The sequence below is a fragment of the Mucilaginibacter defluvii genome (genome assembly GCF_039543225.1).
GTDB lineage: Bacteria > Bacteroidota > Bacteroidia > Sphingobacteriales > Sphingobacteriaceae > Mucilaginibacter > Mucilaginibacter defluvii.
Genome location: NZ_BAABJI010000001.1, coordinates 1,134,677 through 1,155,579 on the forward strand (window position 1 = coordinate 1,134,677; position 20,903 = coordinate 1,155,579).

20 protein-coding genes are annotated in these 20,903 nt (G+C 45.2%); 11 read left to right on the forward strand and 9 right to left on the reverse strand.

Annotation, left to right across the window (positions count from 1 at the left end; genetic code table 11):
- Nucleotides 1–58: 58 nt before the first annotated feature.
- Both ABD960_RS05085 and ABD960_RS05090 read left to right on the forward strand, forming a co-directional pair.
- Nucleotides 59–766, forward strand: a complete 708-nt coding sequence (locus ABD960_RS05085) for an NUDIX hydrolase (protein ID WP_345329837.1) — start codon at nt 59–61, stop codon at nt 764–766.
- Nucleotides 767–820: 54 nt separating this feature from the next.
- Complete coding sequence (locus ABD960_RS05090) at nt 821–4,336, forward strand: PKD domain-containing protein (protein ID WP_345329838.1); 3,516 nt, start codon at nt 821–823, stop codon at nt 4,334–4,336.
- On the opposite strand, the gene rpoN is transcribed toward ABD960_RS05090, so the two are convergent.
- Nucleotides 4,337–5,809, reverse strand: a complete 1,473-nt coding sequence (rpoN, locus tag ABD960_RS05095) for an RNA polymerase factor sigma-54 (protein WP_345329839.1) — start codon at nt 5,807–5,809, stop codon at nt 4,337–4,339.
- 150 nt (nt 5,810–5,959) lie between these two features.
- On the opposite strand from rpoN, the gene mscL reads away from it, so the two are divergent.
- From mscL to tsaB, 5 genes are all read left to right on the forward strand, one after another.
- Nucleotides 5,960–6,367: a large-conductance mechanosensitive channel protein MscL gene (mscL, locus tag ABD960_RS05100; protein WP_345329840.1), complete on the forward strand. Its 408-nt coding sequence runs from the start codon at nt 5,960–5,962 to the stop codon at nt 6,365–6,367.
- 140 nt (nt 6,368–6,507) lie between these two features.
- Nucleotides 6,508–6,666: a 50S ribosomal protein L34 gene (rpmH, locus tag ABD960_RS05105; RefSeq protein WP_173415870.1), complete on the forward strand. Its 159-nt coding sequence runs from the start codon at nt 6,508–6,510 to the stop codon at nt 6,664–6,666.
- A 79-nt stretch (nt 6,667–6,745) separates the two neighbouring features.
- Complete coding sequence (gene rnpA / locus ABD960_RS05110) at nt 6,746–7,120, forward strand: ribonuclease P protein component (RefSeq protein WP_345329841.1); 375 nt, start codon at nt 6,746–6,748, stop codon at nt 7,118–7,120.
- Nucleotides 7,117–7,362, forward strand: coding sequence for a membrane protein insertion efficiency factor YidD (gene yidD / locus ABD960_RS05115; RefSeq protein ID WP_345329842.1), 246 nt, complete (start codon nt 7,117–7,119; stop codon nt 7,360–7,362). Before rnpA ends, yidD begins: the two co-directional genes overlap by 4 nt.
- Before the next feature lie 9 nt (nt 7,363–7,371).
- The gene (gene tsaB, locus ABD960_RS05120) at nt 7,372–8,061 is read left to right on the forward strand and encodes a tRNA (adenosine(37)-N6)-threonylcarbamoyltransferase complex dimerization subunit type 1 TsaB (RefSeq protein WP_345329843.1); all 690 of its coding nucleotides are present in this window, start codon (nt 7,372–7,374) and stop codon (nt 8,059–8,061) included.
- On the opposite strand, the gene ABD960_RS05125 is transcribed toward tsaB, so the two are convergent.
- Nucleotides 8,056–9,489, reverse strand: coding sequence for a DUF5723 family protein (locus tag ABD960_RS05125; protein WP_345329844.1), 1,434 nt, complete (start codon nt 9,487–9,489; stop codon nt 8,056–8,058). The genes tsaB and ABD960_RS05125 overlap by 6 nt on opposite strands.
- A 99-nt stretch (nt 9,490–9,588) precedes the next feature.
- Nucleotides 9,589–11,166, reverse strand: coding sequence for a hypothetical protein (locus tag ABD960_RS05130; protein ID WP_345329845.1), 1,578 nt, complete (start codon nt 11,164–11,166; stop codon nt 9,589–9,591).
- Nucleotides 11,167–11,258: 92 nt separating this feature from the next.
- Here ABD960_RS05130 and ABD960_RS05135 point away from each other — a divergent pair, with 92 nt between their 5' ends.
- Together ABD960_RS05135 and priA are read left to right on the forward strand one after the other, a co-directional pair.
- A complete protein-coding gene (locus ABD960_RS05135; RefSeq protein ID WP_345329846.1) occupies nt 11,259–11,645 on the forward strand; it encodes a DUF423 domain-containing protein in 387 nt (128 codons plus the stop codon).
- 9 nt (nt 11,646–11,654) lie between these two features.
- Entirely contained in the window at nt 11,655–14,138 is a 2,484-nt protein-coding gene (gene priA / locus ABD960_RS05140) for a replication restart helicase PriA (RefSeq protein WP_345329847.1), read from the forward strand.
- Between the two features lies 1 nt (nt 14,139).
- Here priA and ABD960_RS05145 read toward each other — a convergent pair whose 3' ends face one another.
- Nucleotides 14,140–14,466, reverse strand: a complete 327-nt coding sequence (locus ABD960_RS05145; RefSeq protein WP_345329848.1) for a hypothetical protein — start codon at nt 14,464–14,466, stop codon at nt 14,140–14,142.
- Nucleotides 14,467–14,596: 130 nt separating this feature from the next.
- Between ABD960_RS05145 and ABD960_RS05150 the strand changes: the two genes are divergently transcribed.
- The gene (locus ABD960_RS05150; protein ID WP_345329849.1) at nt 14,597–15,253 is read left to right on the forward strand and encodes a protein-L-isoaspartate(D-aspartate) O-methyltransferase; all 657 of its coding nucleotides are present in this window, start codon (nt 14,597–14,599) and stop codon (nt 15,251–15,253) included.
- 81 nt (nt 15,254–15,334) lie between these two features.
- Here the strand turns inward: ABD960_RS05150 and smpB are convergent, their stop codons facing one another.
- Both smpB and ABD960_RS05160 read right to left on the reverse strand, forming a co-directional pair.
- Nucleotides 15,335–15,787 (reverse strand): SsrA-binding protein SmpB, encoded by a 453-nt coding sequence (gene smpB, locus ABD960_RS05155; protein WP_345329850.1) that lies wholly within the window; start codon nt 15,785–15,787, stop codon nt 15,335–15,337.
- 28 nt (nt 15,788–15,815) lie between these two features.
- On the reverse strand, nt 15,816–17,720 hold the full coding sequence (locus ABD960_RS05160; protein WP_345329851.1) for an Nramp family divalent metal transporter: 1,905 nt from the start codon (nt 17,718–17,720) through the stop codon (nt 15,816–15,818).
- Nucleotides 17,721–17,918: 198 nt separating this feature from the next.
- On the opposite strand from ABD960_RS05160, the gene ABD960_RS05165 reads away from it, so the two are divergent.
- Nucleotides 17,919–18,389, forward strand: a complete 471-nt coding sequence (locus ABD960_RS05165) for an Lrp/AsnC family transcriptional regulator (protein WP_232176334.1) — start codon at nt 17,919–17,921, stop codon at nt 18,387–18,389.
- On the opposite strand, the gene ABD960_RS05170 is transcribed toward ABD960_RS05165, so the two are convergent.
- Genes ABD960_RS05170 through ABD960_RS05180 form a run of 3 tightly spaced genes read right to left on the reverse strand, consistent with a single transcriptional unit; the run spans nt 18,378 to nt 20,877 of the window.
- A complete protein-coding gene (locus tag ABD960_RS05170; RefSeq protein WP_345329852.1) occupies nt 18,378–19,055 on the reverse strand; it encodes a hypothetical protein in 678 nt (225 codons plus the stop codon). The two genes, ABD960_RS05165 and ABD960_RS05170, sit on opposite strands and share 12 nt — an antisense overlap.
- Nucleotides 19,056–19,073: 18 nt before the next feature.
- Nucleotides 19,074–19,820, reverse strand: coding sequence for a copper homeostasis protein CutC (locus ABD960_RS05175; RefSeq protein ID WP_345329853.1), 747 nt, complete (start codon nt 19,818–19,820; stop codon nt 19,074–19,076).
- A gap of 46 nt (nt 19,821–19,866) precedes the next feature.
- The gene (locus ABD960_RS05180) at nt 19,867–20,877 is read right to left on the reverse strand and encodes a glycosylasparaginase (protein WP_345329854.1); all 1,011 of its coding nucleotides are present in this window, start codon (nt 20,875–20,877) and stop codon (nt 19,867–19,869) included.
- Nucleotides 20,878–20,903 lie beyond the last annotated feature (26 nt).

Genomic DNA, 20,903 nt, shown 5'->3' on the forward strand with positions numbered 1-20,903 from the left:
TTACAATTGAGGTAAATAGCTATTATTACAAACTATTTTAACCTATAGCTTATAGCTCATGCAAAAATATACGGGCGAAACTCCGGTCCTGGTTGCTGTTGATTGTATCATCTTTGGTTTTGACGGTTGGAACATCAAGCTTTTGCTGGTTCAGCGTAACCTCGATCCCGAAAAAGGGAAGTGGAGCCTGATGGGCGGCTTTATGCAGCCCGGCGAATCACCGGATGACGCGGCAAACCGTGTGCTTGAACATCGTACGGGGTTAAAGAACGTTTATATGGACCAGTTCAGGGTTTTTGGCGGGCCTGACCGCGATCCGGTAGAGCGTACACTATCCATTGCCTATTACGCTTTGATCGATATTAACAAATACGAGAAGCAGTTAAATGACGATCACCATGCTGAATGGTTTCTGCCCGAAGAAATGCCCGAACTGATTTTTGATCACAATGAAATGGTTAAGCTGGCACGCCGTCAACTGATGTACAAAGCGGCGTTGCACCCTATATTATTTCAGCTATTGCCAGAAAAGTTTACCATCCCGCAACTGCAGGCCTTGTACGAGGGGGTTTACCAAACCAAGTTTGACGACCGTAACTTTAGCCGTAAGCTGCTCTCAACCGGTTTGTTGATAAAGCTGGCCGAAAAGGATAAGCAATCATCCAAAAAAGGTGCGTTTTACTATACGTTGGATCAATCTCACTACGAAGAGAACTTTGAATCCTTCCTGAATTTGGTGCCCAATCCAAATAAATTCTTTCAATAAAAACCATTTTGTATATTTATTAACCAATTATAAAACAGGTTAATAATATTCTAAGTGCGTGCTCATTATCAGGCTATACTTTTATGGTTTTTGTTGCTTTGCACGTTAACTGCCGGTGCGCAGAGCTATACCACCAGTAGGGGTACCAAATTTTGGGTAGCCTACACCGAGCACATATCTGCTACAAGTACACGTGCAAGCGATAGCCGGATGGTACTATACATCGCTTGCGATGTTGGTACTTCAGGCAAAGTAAGTATTGCCGACGGTGGCTTCAGTACAAATTTTAATGTGCCTGCAAATGGTGTAGCGGAGGTGGAGATACCGGCTTACGCGCAGTTAATAGGCACGGGCACAAAACTAAAGGGTATATATGTAGAGGCTGATAAGCCTGTGGCTGTTTACGCGCACATCTTCGCCTTATCTGTATCAGGAGCTACGCTGGTGCTGCCTGTAAACACGTTGGGTAAGGACTATTATACCATCAATTATACCCAAAAATCAAATTCGTTAGATAACAATCAGGATGAGGCGGTAAGCTACTCCCAATTTGCCGTTATTGCAACCGATGACAATACCACGGTAGAAATTACGCCCAGCCAGGCGCTTAGAGACGGTAACGCCGCCGGCGTGCCGTTTTCAAAAAAACTTAAAAAAGGTGAAGTTTATCAGGGGCAATCAGAAACAGATCTGACCGGTACGCGCATACGATCAATAAGTACTAACAACGATGGTTGTAAAAAGATAGCCGTATTTGCAGGCAGCACCAAGCTCGCTATAGGTTGCGATCGGGCCAATTATACATCAGACAACGTTATACAGCAGGTTTATCCAACAGCATCATGGGGTAAAAGTTATATTACGGTGCCGCTTAGAGGCAGGGCTTATGATATTTTCAGAGTGGTACTTAGCGAACAGAATACCGCTATAACGCTTAATGGTACGCTGATGAACCCGCCGGCGCCCGGCGTTAATTATATTGAATTTCCATCATCCCGAATTAATGTAATTAAGGCAGATAAGCCTGTGCAGGTGGTACAATATGCGGTTACACAAACACAAACCGAAAATTGTATACCCGGCAACGAGCGGCTTGGCGACCCGGAGATGATTTACCTGAACCCCCTTGAGCAAACGCTTGATCAGGTTACCCTGTACTCGGCAAGAAACAATAATATACAAGCCAATACTATTAACGTGGTTGTAAAAACAGCCGATGTGCCTACGTTCAAGCTGGATAGCCAGCCCTATGTGAATTTTACTGCCGTGCCTGGCAATATCGCATATTCGTACGCGCAAATAGCTGTTTCCAGCGGGGTGCATAACCTGTCGGCAGCAAGCGGATTCAATGCTACAGCCTACGGTTTTGGTCAGTATGAATCCTACGGCTACGCGGCAGGTGCCAACCTCGATAATTTGAATGAGCGCATTGTGTTAACACCGCCGGGGGGGACGGGCAGTTTTTTGGCGGGGTGCTCAAATGTTGATTATCATTTGCAATTAGCGCTTCCATACCCCACAAATTCTATAAAATGGGTACTGCATGATAGTACCGAGGTTACACAGAATAATCCGGCTTATACCACCGCATCGGTTAACGGCGGTACGGTCTATTATTACCGTTTACCCAATGTGGTTAATTACCGGCCCGGCGACTACCTGGTAAAGGCAATAGTTAACCCGCAACAGGTGGACGATTGCGGCTCTACGCGCGACATTGAGTTTTCTTTTAATATTTCAGACCCGCCGGTGGCACGTTTCGCGGTGCAGAATGTGTGTTTAAAAAATGAAATGCTTTTTGCTGATAGCAGCCGGGCGCGCGGAAGCGCCATAAAAACCTGGCACTGGGATTTTGGCGATGGCAGCGACAGCTATGAACAATCACCAACTCACTTGTACGTAGCCTCAGGCACTTACAATGTTAAGCTTACAATTACAAATAACAACGGCTGTACCGATGAGCGTTTGAAAAGCGTTACGGTATACCCGCTTCCGGTTGCTGATTTTACCTATGCAAACAGGTTGTGCTCGGCAGGAGATATGGTCAGGCTCAATGGTACCTCGCCTGCACTTGCCGACATTGCCGAATGGCAGTTTGACTTCGGCGATGGTACACCGCCGGTAAGTTTTACTGATAATAAGCCTTATCATCAATACGCTACGGGTGGCACCTTTATAGTTACCTTGCGCGTGCGATCAAAAAGTACAGGTTGTTACAGCGACCCCGTTAGCCATACCCTAACAGTGAATACCGCGCCTGTCATCAACTTTGCCGTGCCCGAAGTTTGTGTGGCCGATATGGCAGTATTTGAAAATAATACGCTGCTTGCCGATGGTACCGACGGGCAGATCACTTACTCGTGGAACTTTGGCGACCCTGCATCCGGCAGCGCCAATACAAGTTCAGCAAAAAACGGTGCGCACCATTATACCCGTGCCGGGTTATACCAGGTAAAGCTTACGGCAGCTGCCAGTAATGGTTGCCTGGTAACAAAAACAGCCGAAATTGTGGTTAGCGGCGACACGTTTAGCGGCGGTGTATTGGTTGAAAACCAAGCCAACCTGTGTGTGGCCGAGCCGGTAGCTTTTGTAAATAACGCACGTGTTAATCAAGGTGAAATAATTAAGGTTGATTGGTATTTTGATGTAATTAATAAGCCGGGCGAGAAGCTTACACTAACCAGAGCCAATATGCCGGCAGATGGCAGGGTAAGTCATTTGTACGATCCGTTTAGCTTTCCGGCAAGTAAAACCTTCAAGGTGCGCATGGTGGTATATTCTGGCCTTAACTGTAGCGAGCAGTACGAAACGGATATTACCGTATACGCGCAACCCAACATCAACATAAGTTCTTCATCAGGCTTTGTTTTGTGTGAGGATAGCGCGCCGGTGCAATTCACAGCAAACGCTAACGGTATTAACGGCACAGGCACGTTTTCAGGTCAGGGTGTTAACCAAAGCGGAAATTTTATTGCCGCAGATGCCGGGCCGGGTATACATACGCTCACTTATACATTCCAGTCGGATAGGGGATGTCCTGCTATTAAAACTTTCGATATCACGGTGAGTAGGCTGCCTGTTGTAACAGTGCCCGCGGTAGTTAATGTTTTTAACGGGCGAGGGAAGCAGCCAGGCCTGAGCGCTACAGGCGAAGCGCTCACCTATAAATGGCTGCCATCAGAAGGGCTTAGCCGGGATGATGTGCTGAACCCCGAGATTACGTTGAATAACGATATGACTTACCGCCTTACCGTAACATCCGGCGCTTGCAGTGTGGTAAGCATGGTAAAGGTAGAGGTGCATAGACAGCTTACCATCCCCAACACGTTTACGCCTAATGGCGATGGTATAAACGATACCTGGAATATTGATCTGTTACAAAGCTTTCCGGATTGTGTAATTACGATTGTTAACCGTAACGGCGCACGCGTATTCTCGTCAACAGGTTACACTGCCGCTTGGAATGGCACCATGAACGGCAGCATATTACCCGCCGGAACGTATTACTATACTATCGACTTAAAGGATGGCAGCAAGCCATATAGTGGCTACCTAATGCTTTTACGTTGATTATAACTCCTTACGCAGGCGCGCCACCGGAATATTCATCTGCTCACGATATTTGGCTACTGTGCGGCGGGCTATGTTGTAGCCGGCTTCCTTTAATATTTCAGTAAGCTTCTCATCTGCCAGCGGGTGGCGTTTGTCTTCCTTGCCGATATGCTCTTCCAGTATCTTTTTAACTTCTTTATTTGATACCTCTTCACCGCTTTCGGTTTGTATGGCTTCAGAGAAGAACGATTTAAGCAGAAAAGTACCATGTTCTGTTTGCACGTATTTAGAGTTGGCCACGCGTGATACCGTTGATATATCCATGCTGATCCTGTCGGCAATATCTTTCAATATCATCGGGCGCAGGTTTTTATCATCGCCGGTTAAAAAGAAATCGTACTGATATTGCATAATGGCATTCATGGTTTTAAGCAGGGTTTGCTGGCGCTGCTTAATGGCATCAATAAACCATTTTGCCGAATCGAGCTTTTGCTTAACAAACTGTACCGCTTCTTTCAGTTTCTTATCTTTTTGTGATGCCTTGTCATAATGCTGAAACATCTCCTGGTACGAGCGGCTAACTTTTAATTCAGGGGCGTTTTTAGCGTTGAGCGTTAAAACCAATACACCATCATTATTGGTAATATGAAAATCGGGTATTACCTGTAGCTGTTTAGTGTTCACCTCGCTGGAATCACCCGGTTTCGGGTTCAGTTTCAGTATCTCACCAACTACAGCCCTCAATTCGCTCGAATTCATGTTAAGCGCGCGTTCAAGCTTATCGTAATGCTTACGTGTAAACTCGTCCAGGTATTCCTCAACTACCAGTATTGCTTTTTTGATGATCGGGTCGTTAACATCCTTGCGCCTTAACTGTATTAGCAGGCACTCCTGTAAAGTACGGGCGGCAATTCCCGGTGGGTCAAAGCTTTGTATCACCTTCAGCATATCCTCAACTTCCTCGTCCTCTGCCATTACATTGGCTGAAAACGCCAGATCGTCTGTTAACGACATGATAGGCCTGCGCAGGTAGCCGTCGTCATCAAGGCTGCCGATGATCTGTTTACCGATTAAGAAGTCCTTGTCTGACAGCAGCAGCAAATCAAGCTGCGATTGCAGGTTCTCGATAAAGGAATTCTGGATAGCGATGGGCATCTCTTTCTTATCTTCCTCATCGTCTCCATTCTGATCGTAGCGCGAGCCGTAATCATTTACGCTGTCATCCTGCAGGTAATCATCTATATTAAACTCATCAGCCTCACCGCCCTCGTTGTCTGAGCTGCTGAAATCGTCATCCGGGTCGCGGTCCGGGTATTGTTCTTCGGGCTCGTTTAATGACAGGCTGAAATCTTCAAGCGCCGGGTTATCTTCCAGCTCTTCTTTAATACGGGTATCCAATGAAACAGTAGGTACCTGCAGCAGCTTTATAAATTGTATTTGCTGAGGCGATAACTTTTGTAATAGCTTTTGTTGAAGATTTTGTTTTAACATAGTTAAGCAGGGCCAAAATTACATCAAATTAGCCATAACTTTAAAATAAGTTATTTGTTGAGTGTAATAATGATTGTAAATAGACAAACTAATACATTTGTTTTGAGGGGATATTATTTTTTATCTTTATTAAACTTAAATTTTTGAGATATGGGCTTTGCTAAAGAATTTAAAGAGTTTGCCATGCGTGGAAACGTGGTCGATCTGGCGGTGGGTGTTATCATCGGCGCTGCATTCGGCAAAATTGTAACCTCGCTGGTTAATGATGTGATAATGCCGCCGATAGGCTATGTAACCGGCGGCGTTGATTTTTCGGATAAAAAGATACTGCTTAAAGCTGCCGACCCGGTAACGAAAACCGCCGAGGTATCTATATTATATGGTAACTTTATTAACACCATTATCCAGTTCCTGATTGTGGCATTCTGTATATTTATCGTGGTAAAGGGCATTAATTCCTTAAAAAAGAAAGAAGAGGCCGCACCCGCTGCACCCCCGGCACCCAGCAAAGAAGAGGTTTTGCTTACCGAAATACGCGATATACTGGCCCGTAAATAAGCTGGATTGTGTGTATGTGGATAAATACCTCCATATACTATTAATATTAGTTAACAGGATATTTGATAAAAGCAAAAAAAGCACTACATTTGCGCTCTTTATTTTTTAAATCGATAAACGACGAATAACAATATACAGCGATGAAAAGAACGTTTCAGCCATCTCAAAGAAAAAGAAGAAATAAGCACGGTTTCCGTGAGCGTATGGCATCTGCTAACGGCAGAAGGGTTTTAGCTTCAAGAAGAGCTAAAGGCAGAAAAAGATTAACCGTTTCTGACGAGCGTCGTCACAAAGCTTAATTCCGGCTCCTGTAAAGTTGCGGTTTATAGGGGTGCCGGGCATTTATAATTTCCTGGTTAAACCCTGCAGCTACAACTCATGTATACTTTTAAAAAAGAAGAACGGTTATGTAATAAACGGCTTATCGCTGCTTTATATCGTAACGGTTCTTCTTTTTTATGTTACCCCTTCAAGGTTTCCTGGATGCCCGTTGAGACTATCGAAGCTCCGGTTCAGGTAGTGTGGTCGGTAGCAAAAAAACGGTATAAACGAGCGGTTGACCGTAACCTGGTTAAACGCCGTATCCGCGAAGCCTATCGCCTTCACAAACAGGAGTTGCTTTACGATCACCTGTCCAGCAAAAAAATCATCCTTTCTATAAGCTATATCGGCAAAGAAATTACTGAATACGCGTTTATGGAGAAAAAGATGATCAAATTGCTGATGCAACTAAGTGGAGAGGTGTCAAAATGAAATGGCTAATAAATTTTCTTAAAGCCATAACAGGTGCATTCTTCATAGCGCTTATCCGTATTTACCAGTATTTTCTTTCGCCTTTATTTGGCGCGGCTTGCCGCTATACGCCGTCGTGCTCGCAATATGGCATCCAAGCGGTAAAAAAACATGGCGCTTTTAAGGGTGGATGGTTAACTTTGAAGCGCATTGCACGCTGCAATCCCTGGGGCGGCCATGGGCACGACCCGGTACCTGATTGATCCTGAAATATGAACACCATACTGCAAATTGAAACCGCTACCACCGCCTGTTCAGTCGCCCTGGCTGTAAATGGTAATGTTGTAGCCTCCAAAACCATTAATCAACGTAATATTCACGCCGAGGTAATTACCCTGTATATTGATGAACTACTTAAAGAAGCTGGTGTTGAATACACAATGCTTGATGCTATAGCGGTTAGCGCCGGTCCAGGTTCGTACACAGGTCTGCGTATAGGTATATCAACCGCTAAAGGGCTTTGTTTTGCGTTGGATAAACCGCTGATCGCTATTGGAACGCTTGAAGCCATGGCTAAGGGTTTCATCGCTTCAGGCGCGGGGCAGATTGATGATAATACCTTGCTGTGCCCCATGATTGATGCCCGTCGTATGGAAGTTTATACTGCCTTATTTACCGCCAATGGCGAACGCGTTACCGAAACATCAGCCGAAATAATTGATACAAACAGTTATGCCGATCGCTTAGCCAACGGAAAGATCATATTTTTTGGCGATGGTGCTCCAAAGTTTGAGGAAGTGTTAACTCATCAAAACGCCGTTATTGTGCCAGGTTTTGTTAACTCGGCCGAGCATCTTGCCCAGCCGGCCTTGCAAAAACTACAGGCCGCCGCGTTTGAGGATGTAGCTTATTATGAACCTTTTTATCTGAAAGACTTTATAGCCGGTAAAAAAGCGCTATAGTTCGCCGCCGCCTTTGCGCTTGCCAAATATCTTGTCGAAAAAGCGGCCGAAAAATCCTTTTTCTTCACCCATCGGGATATAGCTGGCATTAAGCGGACTTTCAACCGGCCTGCCAAATTTCAACGAGAAACCCAGAAATACATCGGCACCTGTATAGGCTGAGTTGTTGCCAAATCGTTGTAATACCATTCGGCCGGTAGGCAGTAATCTTTCCGATCCGAGGTAAAACTCAAAATTGGGCGATTTGTACATAAATTGGCCGCCAAAGTTAAACAAGCGCAAATCATTGTATGATGCCGTTGCTGTAATGGTAAGGTTATTATACTGAAGGTGGTTAACCAGCGCGCCGGTAATCCCCGGATAAAAAAGCTGCTTTTGCACAATTAGTGTGGGCATCAAACCAAAGGTACGGTCGTAATTAAAGAAGTATTTTTTGGCTACGCTTGCCTCGGCTACGCCGTCGGTAGGGGTAATAAATGAGCCCGTGCTCATATACCCCGACTTAAGCAGGTTTGATAACTGGTTGCGCACGGTATCTTCCCGCCAAGGCCGTGAAAGATCAGTTAACGTGGTTGAGCCTAAAACCCGGTAAGTGTTTGATTTACCGCTCCAGTGAATAAATCCCAGATCTTTTACGTTACCCTGCCATATATATCCTCCCTCGTTTTTATAAGAACCACCGATAGATACCGATGCCCCCGGGTTGCGGAAATTAGGCGCGAAAGTGCTGGCTTTAAAACGCCCGGCATTTTCACTGGCATAATACAAACCATCTAAGGCAAGTTCTGCGCGGTCTGCGGCTTTATCAAAGGCAATGCTCGAGTTATTGATCAATATTTCCTGGTACTGCAAACCCATCAAAAAATTCACCTTAAAGCCAAAAGCCGCCCGTTTGCTTAATTTTTCGCGATACGAAAAGCCTATCTGGTGGTACGTTTGGTAGTAGCCCTTACTATTCAATATCTGATTGTATGCCTGGTTTTGAAAGTTGGCCGATCCGTTAAATAGCGCTATGCTTTCATCGGTAATGGTGCCGTTGGCCTCACCTTTGGTTTTAAAGGATATGCCCATTTCCTTATCGCCCTGCATCCCGGCATACCACTTAAACATCAACAGGTAAACGCCGGTGTTGCCAATTACGTGGTTCAGTTTCCCTTCACCTACTTTTAGCTGGGAGTTATCATACCGCTCATCAAACAGGCGGGTTTGTACAGAGCGTTGGGCATTACCGGTTAAGAAAGCGTATCCGCCAAAATTAGGTATCAAAAAGTTCGATGCCATATTATAGCTCGAATCGCGGATGAATGACCGTTGCGAAGGGTTTTCAAAAGAGTCGAACAGCGTCCCGGTATTGTATTGCGAAAACTGCTGCGCCGCTGCAAACATAGAGGGGATTAACAGCAAAAACAGTAGTAAAAATTTCTTCATATATATTAAATAGCACTTTGTGCCGGCGCCTGTTTATTAGTGATGCTTGTTAAACGCATTTAAGCCGTTAAGGTTGATTAAATTTTTATTAAATGGGGTTTAGTTTGATGCTATTGTATTTTGCTGACTCCGCAAAGTATCGGCGCCGATACAAAAATTAGTGTAAAAACTATTACCCGAGGCAGTTAACTGATAGGATGCTCCATATACATTTTGCCAGCCGGGCGTACCCTCGTTAAATGCGGTATAAGTTTCTGTATGCATATCGCGCTTAAAAACGTACCGCGCGTTTTTGCTATGTACAAAATAACAAATGTTCCCCCTTTGCGACATCAGGTTATCAAAGTTAATGTATTCGCCGGCTTTGGTCAGGAATTTCCGGTTCATATACATTTCATAATAACTTTGTATTTCAGGGTAGGTTGCCGCCATGATAAGGTAATTGTCAACAATCATAAAATACGGCTTACGAAAGCTGCCAAAAACATCACCCAACAAATAATACATCAGCCTGTCGTAATTAAGCCTGCCGCTGTTCTCGCTCATTTGCGAGCTGATGTTTAAAAAATGCGGCAGTAATTTCGATCCGTTTTTAAGCGCTACAATGCCGAGTTTTTCCTGGAAGCGGGTAGTTAATACCGCGAACTCGTTAGCGGTAAAGCCATTAAAAGCCTGTCGTATGTTGACGCCGGTTTCGTTTTTTATAGTAGTAAATAAAGCAGCCTCTTTTTTAGCGACACCCGTATTGTGCTGCCATCTATCCAGGTCATTAAAAAACTGTTGAGTATTTGATAGTGTAAAGCTGTTATAAAATGCCGTGGTTGATGGCATTATGTTTTTCAGGTGATTGTCGGCAGGTTTTTGGTTGATAAAAACATTCAAATAACCATGCCTTCCGCCCTGCGTAAGCGACGAGGTGCCGTTGAACATCAGCGCGTCGCTTTTATAGTTCAAACTCAGTTTAGCCGTTGATGCCAGCCCGTAAAAGTTGACTGGCAAATTGGTGGTGTTCTTAAAATAGCCGGCAAGCAGCGGATTGATTTGCTGGTAATTAATATACAGCGAGCCAAGCGCGTTGTTATCCGGTTGGGCAGGTTCTACAGCAAATACGGGTTTGTCTGTATAAAACCCCGCCGCGCGGGATGCCAGTTCTTTCGAAAAGCTTCCTGAAAAAATGCCTTTACCTTTATTGATGATATAAAAACGCTTTTTTATCGCCTTGATGTATACAATCCAACCCTTGCTTTTACCCTGCGCATAGTCAGATAAGATTAACAGCGGATTTTTTGCCAGGTCGTTAAAATCAGACGCTTTAAAGTTTTTAGGGGCAACCGCCGTAAGCAGCAGGTTAGTGCCGTTTTGCGCCGGGTGTACCGATACAAAAATGTGCTGCCCGCTGAACAAGCCATCTGCATTGGTGCCGAGCAAATTACGTAGTGTATCTAATTCATCAATGTTTTCTTTGCCGGATATGGCCGCAAGCAAGGTGTTGTTCCTGAATATATCGTAGAAGCTCGCATCGTTCGGAAACTCGAACACTACGGCTGCATCTGCCGGTACGTTGCGCATAACCTGGCTGGTATGCCTGCCCGGTGGGTTCAGGCTTTTAAAGTATGCTACCGTAATATAACCGCAGGCAACAAGCAAAATAACCGTAATAAAAATTATGCGTTTCATTTATATGTTTGCACTTGCAAGTTATGCAAATTATGGCACTGCATTAAACGTTACTTGCCAAAATTACCCTAACTTAGTCTTTTTATCTTTCAATGAATAAACAAATCATTTTTACCGCGGCCATATTCGGGGCGGTAGCGGTAGTGTTAGGCGCTTTTGGCGCGCATGGTTTGCGGGCACTGATTACTGAAAGGCAGCTCGAAGTTTGGCAAACCGGCGTTCAATACAACTTTTATCATGTTTTCGCACTACTGTTTCTATCTACTTTTACACGTTTTAAAATCAAATTAATTGCGGCGGCATACTATTTATTTACGCTGGGTATTGTGTTATTCTCCGGGTCGCTGTACCTTTTATCGTGCCGCGAGCTGTTGGGCTGGGGCTGGTTAGGTATCTTGGGGCCAATTACACCGGTTGGTGGTTTGCTGTTTATTGCCGGCTGGATATGCCTGGCAATTGCGGCCTTACGTCACCGTTAATATTATTACATGCTGGAGTTCGCACCCTCAAATACATCCGACAGGAAAACGCTTTTTATCGAGGTTATTTTGCCATTGGCAATAGCCAAAAACTATACCTATCGTGTGCCTTTTGAAATGAATGATGCCGTTGCCATTGGCAAGCGGGTGGTAGTGCAATTTGGTAAAAGCAAACTGTACACCGCTATCGTTGCGGCTATCGGCACGCAGGCTCCTGAAAAATACGAGGCTAAATACATCCTTGAGGTGCTGGACGAACAGCCTATAGTAACCCCTTACCAACTTCAGCTTTGGCAATGGATAGCCGAGTATTACATGTGCAATGTAGGCGAGGTGATGAATGCCGCGCTACCCGCGGCTTTAAAACTGGCCAGCGAAACCAAGATAGTGCTAAACAAGGATTTCCTGATTGACCGGGCTACCTTGCACGATAAAGAGTTTCTGATTGCCGAGGCGCTCGACCTGCAGCCGGAGCTTACCGTAAGCGATATTGCCAAACTGCTGGGCCAAAAAACGGTAATGCCAATATTGAAAGGGATGTTTGAGAAGAACATCATCAATATATCCGAAGAGGTGAGCGACCGGTACAAGCCCCGCAAGCGTACCTTCATTACCCTTAACCCTGTTTATCATAACCAGGATAACCTGCGCGAGTTGTTCAGTATTTTGGAGCGTGCGCCTAAACAGGCCGATGCGTTGCTGACGTATATGAAACTGGCCCGGCATCAAAAGGCAGTATCAAAAAATGATATTGCTGAGGAGAGCGGCGCTGGTCCCGCGGTTATAAAGGCACTCATTGAAAAAGAAATATTTTTTGCTGAGGAAAAGAGCGTGAGCCGCCTGCATTACGAGCAGGAAAATGACACCGGCATATTTGACCTGAGTGAGCTGCAGCAAAATGCGTTAAATGATATACAGCGGCAATTTGAGGATAAAGATACCGTACTGCTATACGGCGTAACCTCATCGGGCAAAACGCAGATTTATGTGCGCCTGATAGAGGAGATGATAAACAGCGGCAGGCAAGTATTATATCTGCTACCGGAGATTGCGCTGACAACGCATATCATCGAACGTTTACGTGCATATTTTGGCAGCAATATCGGCGTATATCATTCCAAGTTTAATGATAACGAGCGCGCCGAGGTATGGCAGAAGGTGCTGAACGGCGATTACCGGGTGATACTTGGTGCGCGGTCATCCGTTTTTTTGCCGTTTGATGATCTGGGGCTGATCATAGTTGACGAGGAGCACGAAACATCGTACAAACAATTTGACCCGGCTCCCCGTTACAACGCCCGCGATGTGGCTATTTATCTTTCGGCTATGTACAAGGGCAAGGTATTGCTGGGTTCGGCAACGCCATCGTTCGAGAGTTATTTTAACGCCCGTGTACATAAATACGGCTTAACCGAATTAGTGCAGCGTTATGGCGGCGTTGAGCTGCCGGATATTGAGGTGGTAAGCATAGCCGAAGAAACCAAACAAAAAACCATCCAATCGCACTTTACCGGTGTGCTGATGAAGGATATGCGGCAGGCTATTGAAAACAAGGAGCAGGTGATCCTGTTCCAAAACCGGAGGGGCTACGCGCCCTTGCTCATGTGCCGTACCTGCGCCCATACACCTAAATGTATCAATTGCGATGTAAGTTTAACGTACCATAAAAGCAGCGGTAAACTGCATTGCCATTACTGTGGTTATAAGGAGGATTCGCCCAGTATATGCCCCGCCTGCGGGTCAACCCATTTGGAATACAAAGGCTTTGGTACCGAAAAGATTGAGGATGATTTGAGTTTGCTATTACCCGATGCTCGCCTTGCCCGAATGGATATGGACACCACACGATCGCGCAACGCGCTGCAAAATATACTCAACAATCTCGAGGAGAAAAAAATAGACATACTGGTGGGCACCCAAATGGTGGCTAAGGGGCTTGACTTTGCCGATGTTACCGTGATAGGTATTATTAACGCGGATAGCCTGCTCAAGTTTCCGGACTACCGGGCTAATGAGCGTAGTTATCAGCTGCTATCGCAGGTGAGCGGCAGGGCAGGGCGAAGGGGTAAACGCGGCAAGGTAGTGATACAAACTTATGACACCGGCCACCGGGTGTTAAGGCAGGTGATCGAAAATAATTACCACGACCTGTATTTTACCGAGATGGAAGAGCGGCGCAGTTTTAAATACCCGCCGTATTACCGCATCATCAACCTGGATATTAAGCATAAGGATCCGGATGCGTTATACAACCAGTCGATTTACCTGGCTAATGAGTTACGTAAGCAATTTGGCGATAGGGTGATTGGCCCTGAAGCGCCGCTGGTGAGCCGCATACGCAACTACTACATTAAAACCATTATGCTTAAGTTTGAAAAGGATGGCATCTCCATTAACAAAGCCAAGGCCGTTATACGCGATGTGATTATGCAGTTTCAAACCACCAAGCTGAGCAAGGGCGGCATTGTACAGCCTGACGTTGACCCGTATTAACTTACTTTTTACTGATATTGTTAATATGTACCTGCGGAAAACCGTTGTTGGCTATCATGCCGCAGCTGAACCGTGTGCTTAAATTATTATAACGCACTTTAACCCGCAAACTATCCTGCATAAAGCTTGCAGGCAGGTTGTCAGGGCTGTACATGGTATTGTTCATCAATATCAGCCATCCGCAACCGTCTGCCGCAGGCGAGCCGGTGTTGAGCACAATGCCTTCAGCCTGCTTTTCATTTTTATCTTTTTTACAGGCTGTAAACATGCTTGCCAGCGTAATGCATAAAACGATTAATATGATGCGTGGTTGAATAATTATTTTCATGCCATGGGTGTTTAATTGCCGGTACGTGTAATTTTAACAGGATGCTACACAAACAGATAAATTAAACCTCAGGCTGTAGCATGGCTTCAGCCTCGGTTAACCCCGCAATTTTAGCTAACTTTGGCAGCAAATGGCCTACAAAAGTATTGATAACTATCGTGAAAAAGGAGCGCGCAAGCGGCTGATAGAACTATTGAGAAAGAAGGGCATTGAAGATGAAAACGTATTAAATGCCATGTGGGAAGTTCCGCGGCATTTCTTTTTTGATGAAACTTTCTGGAACCAGGCATACAAGGATATCGCTTTCCCGATAGGTGAGGGGCAAACCATATCTCAGCCATACACCGTAGCTTACCAAAGCCAGCTGTTGCATATTAATAAAGGCGATAAAGTGTTGGAGATAGGCACCGGAAGCGGTTATCAAACCTGTATATTATTAAAGCTTGGCGCAAAGGTTTATACCATTGAACGCCAGCAGGCCCTGTACGAACGCACGGTTGACGGCCTTACCCGTTTAGGATACAAACCTCATTTTTTTTTAGGCGATGGTTCAAAGGGCATACCCGGGCATGCGCCGTATGATAAAATCATTGTTACTGCAGGCGCGCCCACCGTGCCCGATGTTTTGCTGCAGCAACTCAAAATAGGCGGTATTTTAGTGATCCCTGTAGGAGATGAAAACTCCCAGCAAATGGTAACCATACTAAAAGTTGGCGAGCACGATTACGAAAAAGTAGTGTTAGACACCTTTAGGTTTGTACCGCTGGTAGGGGATAAGGCGTGGTAGTAGCCCCCGGCCCCTAAAGGGGAGTTTGTATTGCAAATGATTATCAAGTTTCCCCTTTAGGGGACGGAAGGGACTGCTACTTTAACTTTTCATCACCCTGTCCAGTTCGCGTTTGCTGTCGCGTTCTTTCATGGTTTCGCGCTTGTCAAAGTCTTTTTTACCCTGTGCCAGGGCTATTTCCAGCTTGGCAAAGCCCCGTTCACTGATAAATAATGCCAGCGGAATAATGGTAAAACCCCGCTCTTCACCCTTGGTAAGTAGCTTTTTTAATTCCTTTTTGTTGAGCAGCAGCACGCGGTCGCGCTTGGCCTCGTGGTTGTAGAATGAGCCGAACGAATACTCTGAAATATGCAAATTGCGCACATAAAGCTGTCCGTTTATAAAGCTGCAAAAGGCATCGTTAATATTGGCCTTACCCTGGCGTATTGATTTTATTTCGGTACCCAGCAGTTGAATACCGGCCACATACTTATCCAGTACGTGGTATTCAAAGTAGGCTTTTTTGTTTTTTATGTAGATCTTATCCTGGCTCATGTCTCTCTGTAGGTGCAAATATGCGAATTTATTTTGCTTGGGGCTTAACAACCAGTACCGGAACGTTCACCATGTGCCGTACGGTGTTTACGGTGGTGCCGAATATTAAATCCTTAAGTACCCGGTGCCCGTGCGATCCCATCACCATAAAGTCAATACCCTCGTCGTTCACAATTTTAGCGATAGCCTTAGCTGGCATTCCGTAGCCAATGTAACCGCGGGCGTTATATCCCATTCGTTGCAGGTCATCAATGTACAGATCCAGGTTTTTTACGTCGCTTTGCGTTTCACGGTCCATCACTTCAGTTTCGTGGTATCGTGCGGCGGCAGTTTCAACCACATGGATTAAAGTATAAGCCGCATCCTTACCACCCTGCATAATAGCATGGCGAATAGAATCGCGGTCGTTAGCGCTAAAATCAATGGTAATGGCAATGTTGTTATAAATTATCGGGCTGATATCGCCAATAGCGGTAGCTTCACCATGTGGTACACGGGCCGGCCTTTCCTTTAGCTTAAATAATAGCGGCCTAACAAAAATATATAGCAGCAACACACCTATGCCGATGATCAGCGGCACTACAATGGCATATATCTCTACGCGGGCGTTAGGGTAGCCGCTTATCCAATCGTTCACCTGGTCAATAACCAGCTTAACGTTAAGGCCTACAATCAATACGGCGCTTATCCACGCCGCTATTTTTGCGAGTGGCCCAATAGCAAAACCCTGCATCTTGGTTTTGTCGGACGTGAAGTGTATCAGCGGAATAATAGCGAAACCCAATTGCAGGCTCAATACCACCTGGCTCAATATCAGCAGATCGCTCAGTGCATTCTCGCCGAAATATAGAATGGTAAATACGGCAGGCAATATGGCCAGCAAACGGGTAAGCAGCCGGCGCATCCAGGGAGCAATACGCAGGTTAATGTGGCCTTCCATAATGATCTGCCCGGCAAGGGTACCCGTAACGGTGGAGCTTTGTCCGGATGCAATTAAGGCTACAGCGAACAGCACAGGGGCTATCTTTCCAAAAATATTTTCGAGCAATTTGTAGGCATCCTGTATCTCGGCAACTTCAAAATAACCATTTTTAAAAAAAGCACCCGCGGCCAGTATCAATATCGCGGCGTTTACTAAAAAAGCCAGGTTAAGCGCTATCACCGTATCAAACATGTTGAATTTTAGCGATGCTTTGATGCCCTCTTTGGTACGGCTGATCTTGCGTGTTTGCACCAGCGACGAATGCAGGTACAGGTTGTGCGGCATCACCGTAGCGCCAATAATACCTATGGCTATGTAGAGCATTTTATGGCTCACCTCATCGTTTTTAAACAGGTTGTTGGGGATAAAACCTTTGGCTATCTCCACCACATCCGGCTTAACAATAAACATCTCTGTTAAAAAAGCAATGCCGATAACGGAGATCATCGATACAATAAAGGCTTCCAGCTTTCGCATGCCTTTGTTCATCAAGAACAAAAGCAGCACGGTATCGGTAATAGTAAGTACCACGCCCCATATCATGGGCAGGCCGAACAATAGGTTAAGGCCAATGGCCATACCGATGATCTCAGCAAGGTCGCAGGCTATAATGGCTATTTGAGCGAGGATATATAAGCAAAAGTTAACAAAGCGGGGATAAGCGTTTTTTGAGGCTTGCGCCAGATCGAGCCCGCGCACAATGCCCAAACGCGCACTTAATGATTGTAACAATAGGGCGATGAGGTTAGAGGCCAGCAGCACCCATATCAGCCGGTAACCAAAAGCGCTGCCGCCGGCAATATCAGTAGCCCAGTTGCCCGGATCCATATAGCCAACACTTACCAGGTAGGCCGGGCCCAAAAAAGCGAATATCTTTCGCCAGCCTGTGCGATGTTCCGTATTTACCGTTCCGTGTACGTTGCTTAATGACTCACTGTGCCTGTCGTCCATATTTATTTTGTGGCTCCCGTATCTTTTTCGCTTTTGTAAACGTTAAACAAAAGCTGATGTTTTTAATAAGTGTATTTTCTCAAATCTAATAAAAAAAATTAGATAAGACTAATAACTGAATAAAATATACTTTTGAATGACTGCACCTTATAAAAATATTATTTCGCTAATATTTTTATAGTATATATTTGTACCACGATGGCCGCCGAATTAGATAAAATAGATCTGCAAATTTTAAAGATATTACAAGAGAACGGAAGGATCACTAACCTTCAGCTCTCTAACGAGATAGGGCTTTCACCGGCGCCTACGCTGGAGCGTGTGCGTAAGCTGGAGAACTCGCACTACATCAAAAGCTATCACGCGCTGGTTGATGAGGAAAAGCTTGGCCTGGGCATAAAAACCTTTATACAGGTATCGCTCGATTTTCATAAAAGCAATACCATCCAGGTGTTTTTAGAGGAAATTAAGAACATTAAGGAGGTGACCGAGTGCCATCACGTAACCGGCCAGTGCGACTTTTTACTGAAGGTTTACGTGCGCGACATAAAATCGTACGAGCAATTGATCATGGAAAAAATAAGCCGCATTGGCGTGGTAAAAACATTCCATACCATGATGATCATGTCAACCAATAAAAAGGAACCAATCATTCCTTTAGAATATTGATTCGCTTTTAAAGAAGCAATTAAAACTGTCTTTCATCCATCGAAAGTAGCCAATGTCGCGGGGTAACCTTCTATTAGGTGGATATAACTTTCCCGTTTTTTTATAAACTAAAACTTGAGCATTAGGCTCTTGCTGATTTACCAAATAAACGCTGTCTCCAAAGGTGTGGCTTTTGAAATCTACTTTTTTGCAGATATAGTTTTCATTTACCTTTTTTATTATTATCAAATGCGGAGTTTTTTGCATTGTCCAAAAACCAGTGTGCTCTAAAGCTTTTATTTGGCCAAGTTTAGACACTTTGTAATGGAAGAATGTAATGAAAAGAAAAAATATGACTGTAAAAACGAAGCGGCTTAAGCGGATTTTTATACTGTATAAAACTAATATACTCAGAAATGTTAGCGATCCGTACAGCATAAATATTTGAAATATTTGAGGGATTACCAACATTAGTTCCCTTAGATCAATTGAGCAATTTTCTCCTGAAACTTTGAAGTAATGAAAATACTCATGCCAATACCAATATGCATTTAAATAGCAATATCCTGTTGCAATAGTTATTACAGAAGTTATGTGACTTTCAATATACTTAAATACTGGATTGATATTTCGCTTAAAAACGTAAAAAGAAAACCACTCTTGTAGCGCTGCGAATTTACTTGGCATTGTGATAAGTTAATTGTACTAAAGATTATTTGCAGCACTAAGAATTGCTTTCACCCGGTCGGCATTAGTAACAATCACACTATACTCATCCACGTCGGCACCGCCCATCAAAATATGGTCGTTGCGGTAAAGCATGTGGCTGCTAACTCGTGTTTTGGCGGTGGAGTGCACTTCTTTAGCGCCGGTAAAGCGCACAATATCATTCACGTTATTTTCGTCGACACCGCAACCCGGCATGATGCTTATACGCCCTGCCGATTGCTGCACCAGGCTGGCTATAACGCTCGCGCCCTCAATGGCGGTGGTTTTGCCGCCCGAGGTAAGCACACGTTCGCAGCCTATCTCAATAATATCTTCCAAAGCCTGGTGAATATCGGCCGCCATATCAATAGCGCGATGGAAAGTTACGCCAAGGCCCCATTGTTTGGCAATCTCCACCAGTTCTTTACAGCGCGGCTTGTCTACATGCCCTTCGGGGGTGAGCATGCCTATTACAACGCCATCGCATCCGGCTTCAATGCAATGCCGTATGTCGGCTTTCATAATCTCAAACTCTACATCATTGTAAAGAAAATCACCGCCCCGCGGCCGTATCAAAACGTAAATTTTAATATGGAGCAGTTTGCGGGCAAGTAATATTTGCCCCGCTGATGGCGTAGTGCCGCCGTCGCTCAAATTATCGCACAGTTCAACACGCGTTGCGCCGCCTTCCTGTGCCGCCACTGCCGATATTACGGAGTTGGCACAAACCTCAAGTGATACCATTCAGGATTTTACTAAGCTATAAAGTTAGCAATAAATATATTACTTATTATTTGTTGCTTTTATAGTAAAACTTACCTTTTATCAAGCGGTCTTGTTTCTCGCTGTCGCAAACGGCATAGCTGAAACCGTCCTGCAGGGCAAAAGCGCCGTACTCGCCTTTTTTGTTGATGGCCAAAAAGCCAACCTGTATCTCTTTGGCGGTATCGGGTTTCTTTTTTACGATGCGCATAACGGCCTCCTTGCAAGCGGCCTCGGGCGAGTAACCCTGGCGCATCAGCTCTACCACCAAAAAGCTGCCCACGTTGCGGATCACTTCCTCGCCAACGCCGGTTGAGGTAGCGCCGCCCACCTCGTTATCAACATACAATCCGGCGCCGATAATAGGACTATCGCCTACGCGGCCGTGCATTTTAAAGGCCATGCCGCTGGTGGTACACGCACCGGATATATTGCCTTTGGCATCAATAGCCAGCATGCCGATGGTATCGTGGTTATACTGGTTACCCGGTTTTTGGCTGTTCTCAATATTCATTATCGGCTTGTACTGTTTGGTTTCAAGCCATTTTTTCCATTCCTTTTCTGATTCCGGTGTGAGCAATTTTTCCCGTTTAAGGCCCTGCTCAACGGCGAATTGGGTAGCACCCTCACCAACCAGCATTACGTGCGGCGTTTTTTCCATCACCATGCGGGCCACCTCTATAGGGTGCGCTATATATTCCATTGCCGCAACCGAGCCGCAATTGCCCTTTTCGTCCATGATGCAGGCATCAAGGGTTACGTGGCCGTCACGGTCGGGGTAACCGGCGCGGCCTACGGTATGGTTATTTAAGTCGGCTTCCGGTATTTTAACGCCCGCTTCAACCGCGTCGAGCGCGCGGCCGCCTTTGCCTAAAATGGTCCAGGCCTCTTTGTTGGCGGCAATGCCAAAATCCCAGGTAGATATTACTACCGGCAATTTAGGTGCAGCAAGGCTTAATGGTTTGGCAAAACTGGTTGATATTGTGGCGCAAGCAGCGCTTGCAGATGATATTTTAATAAAATTTCGACGCGATAACATGGTTCAATATAGCTAAATTATACTAA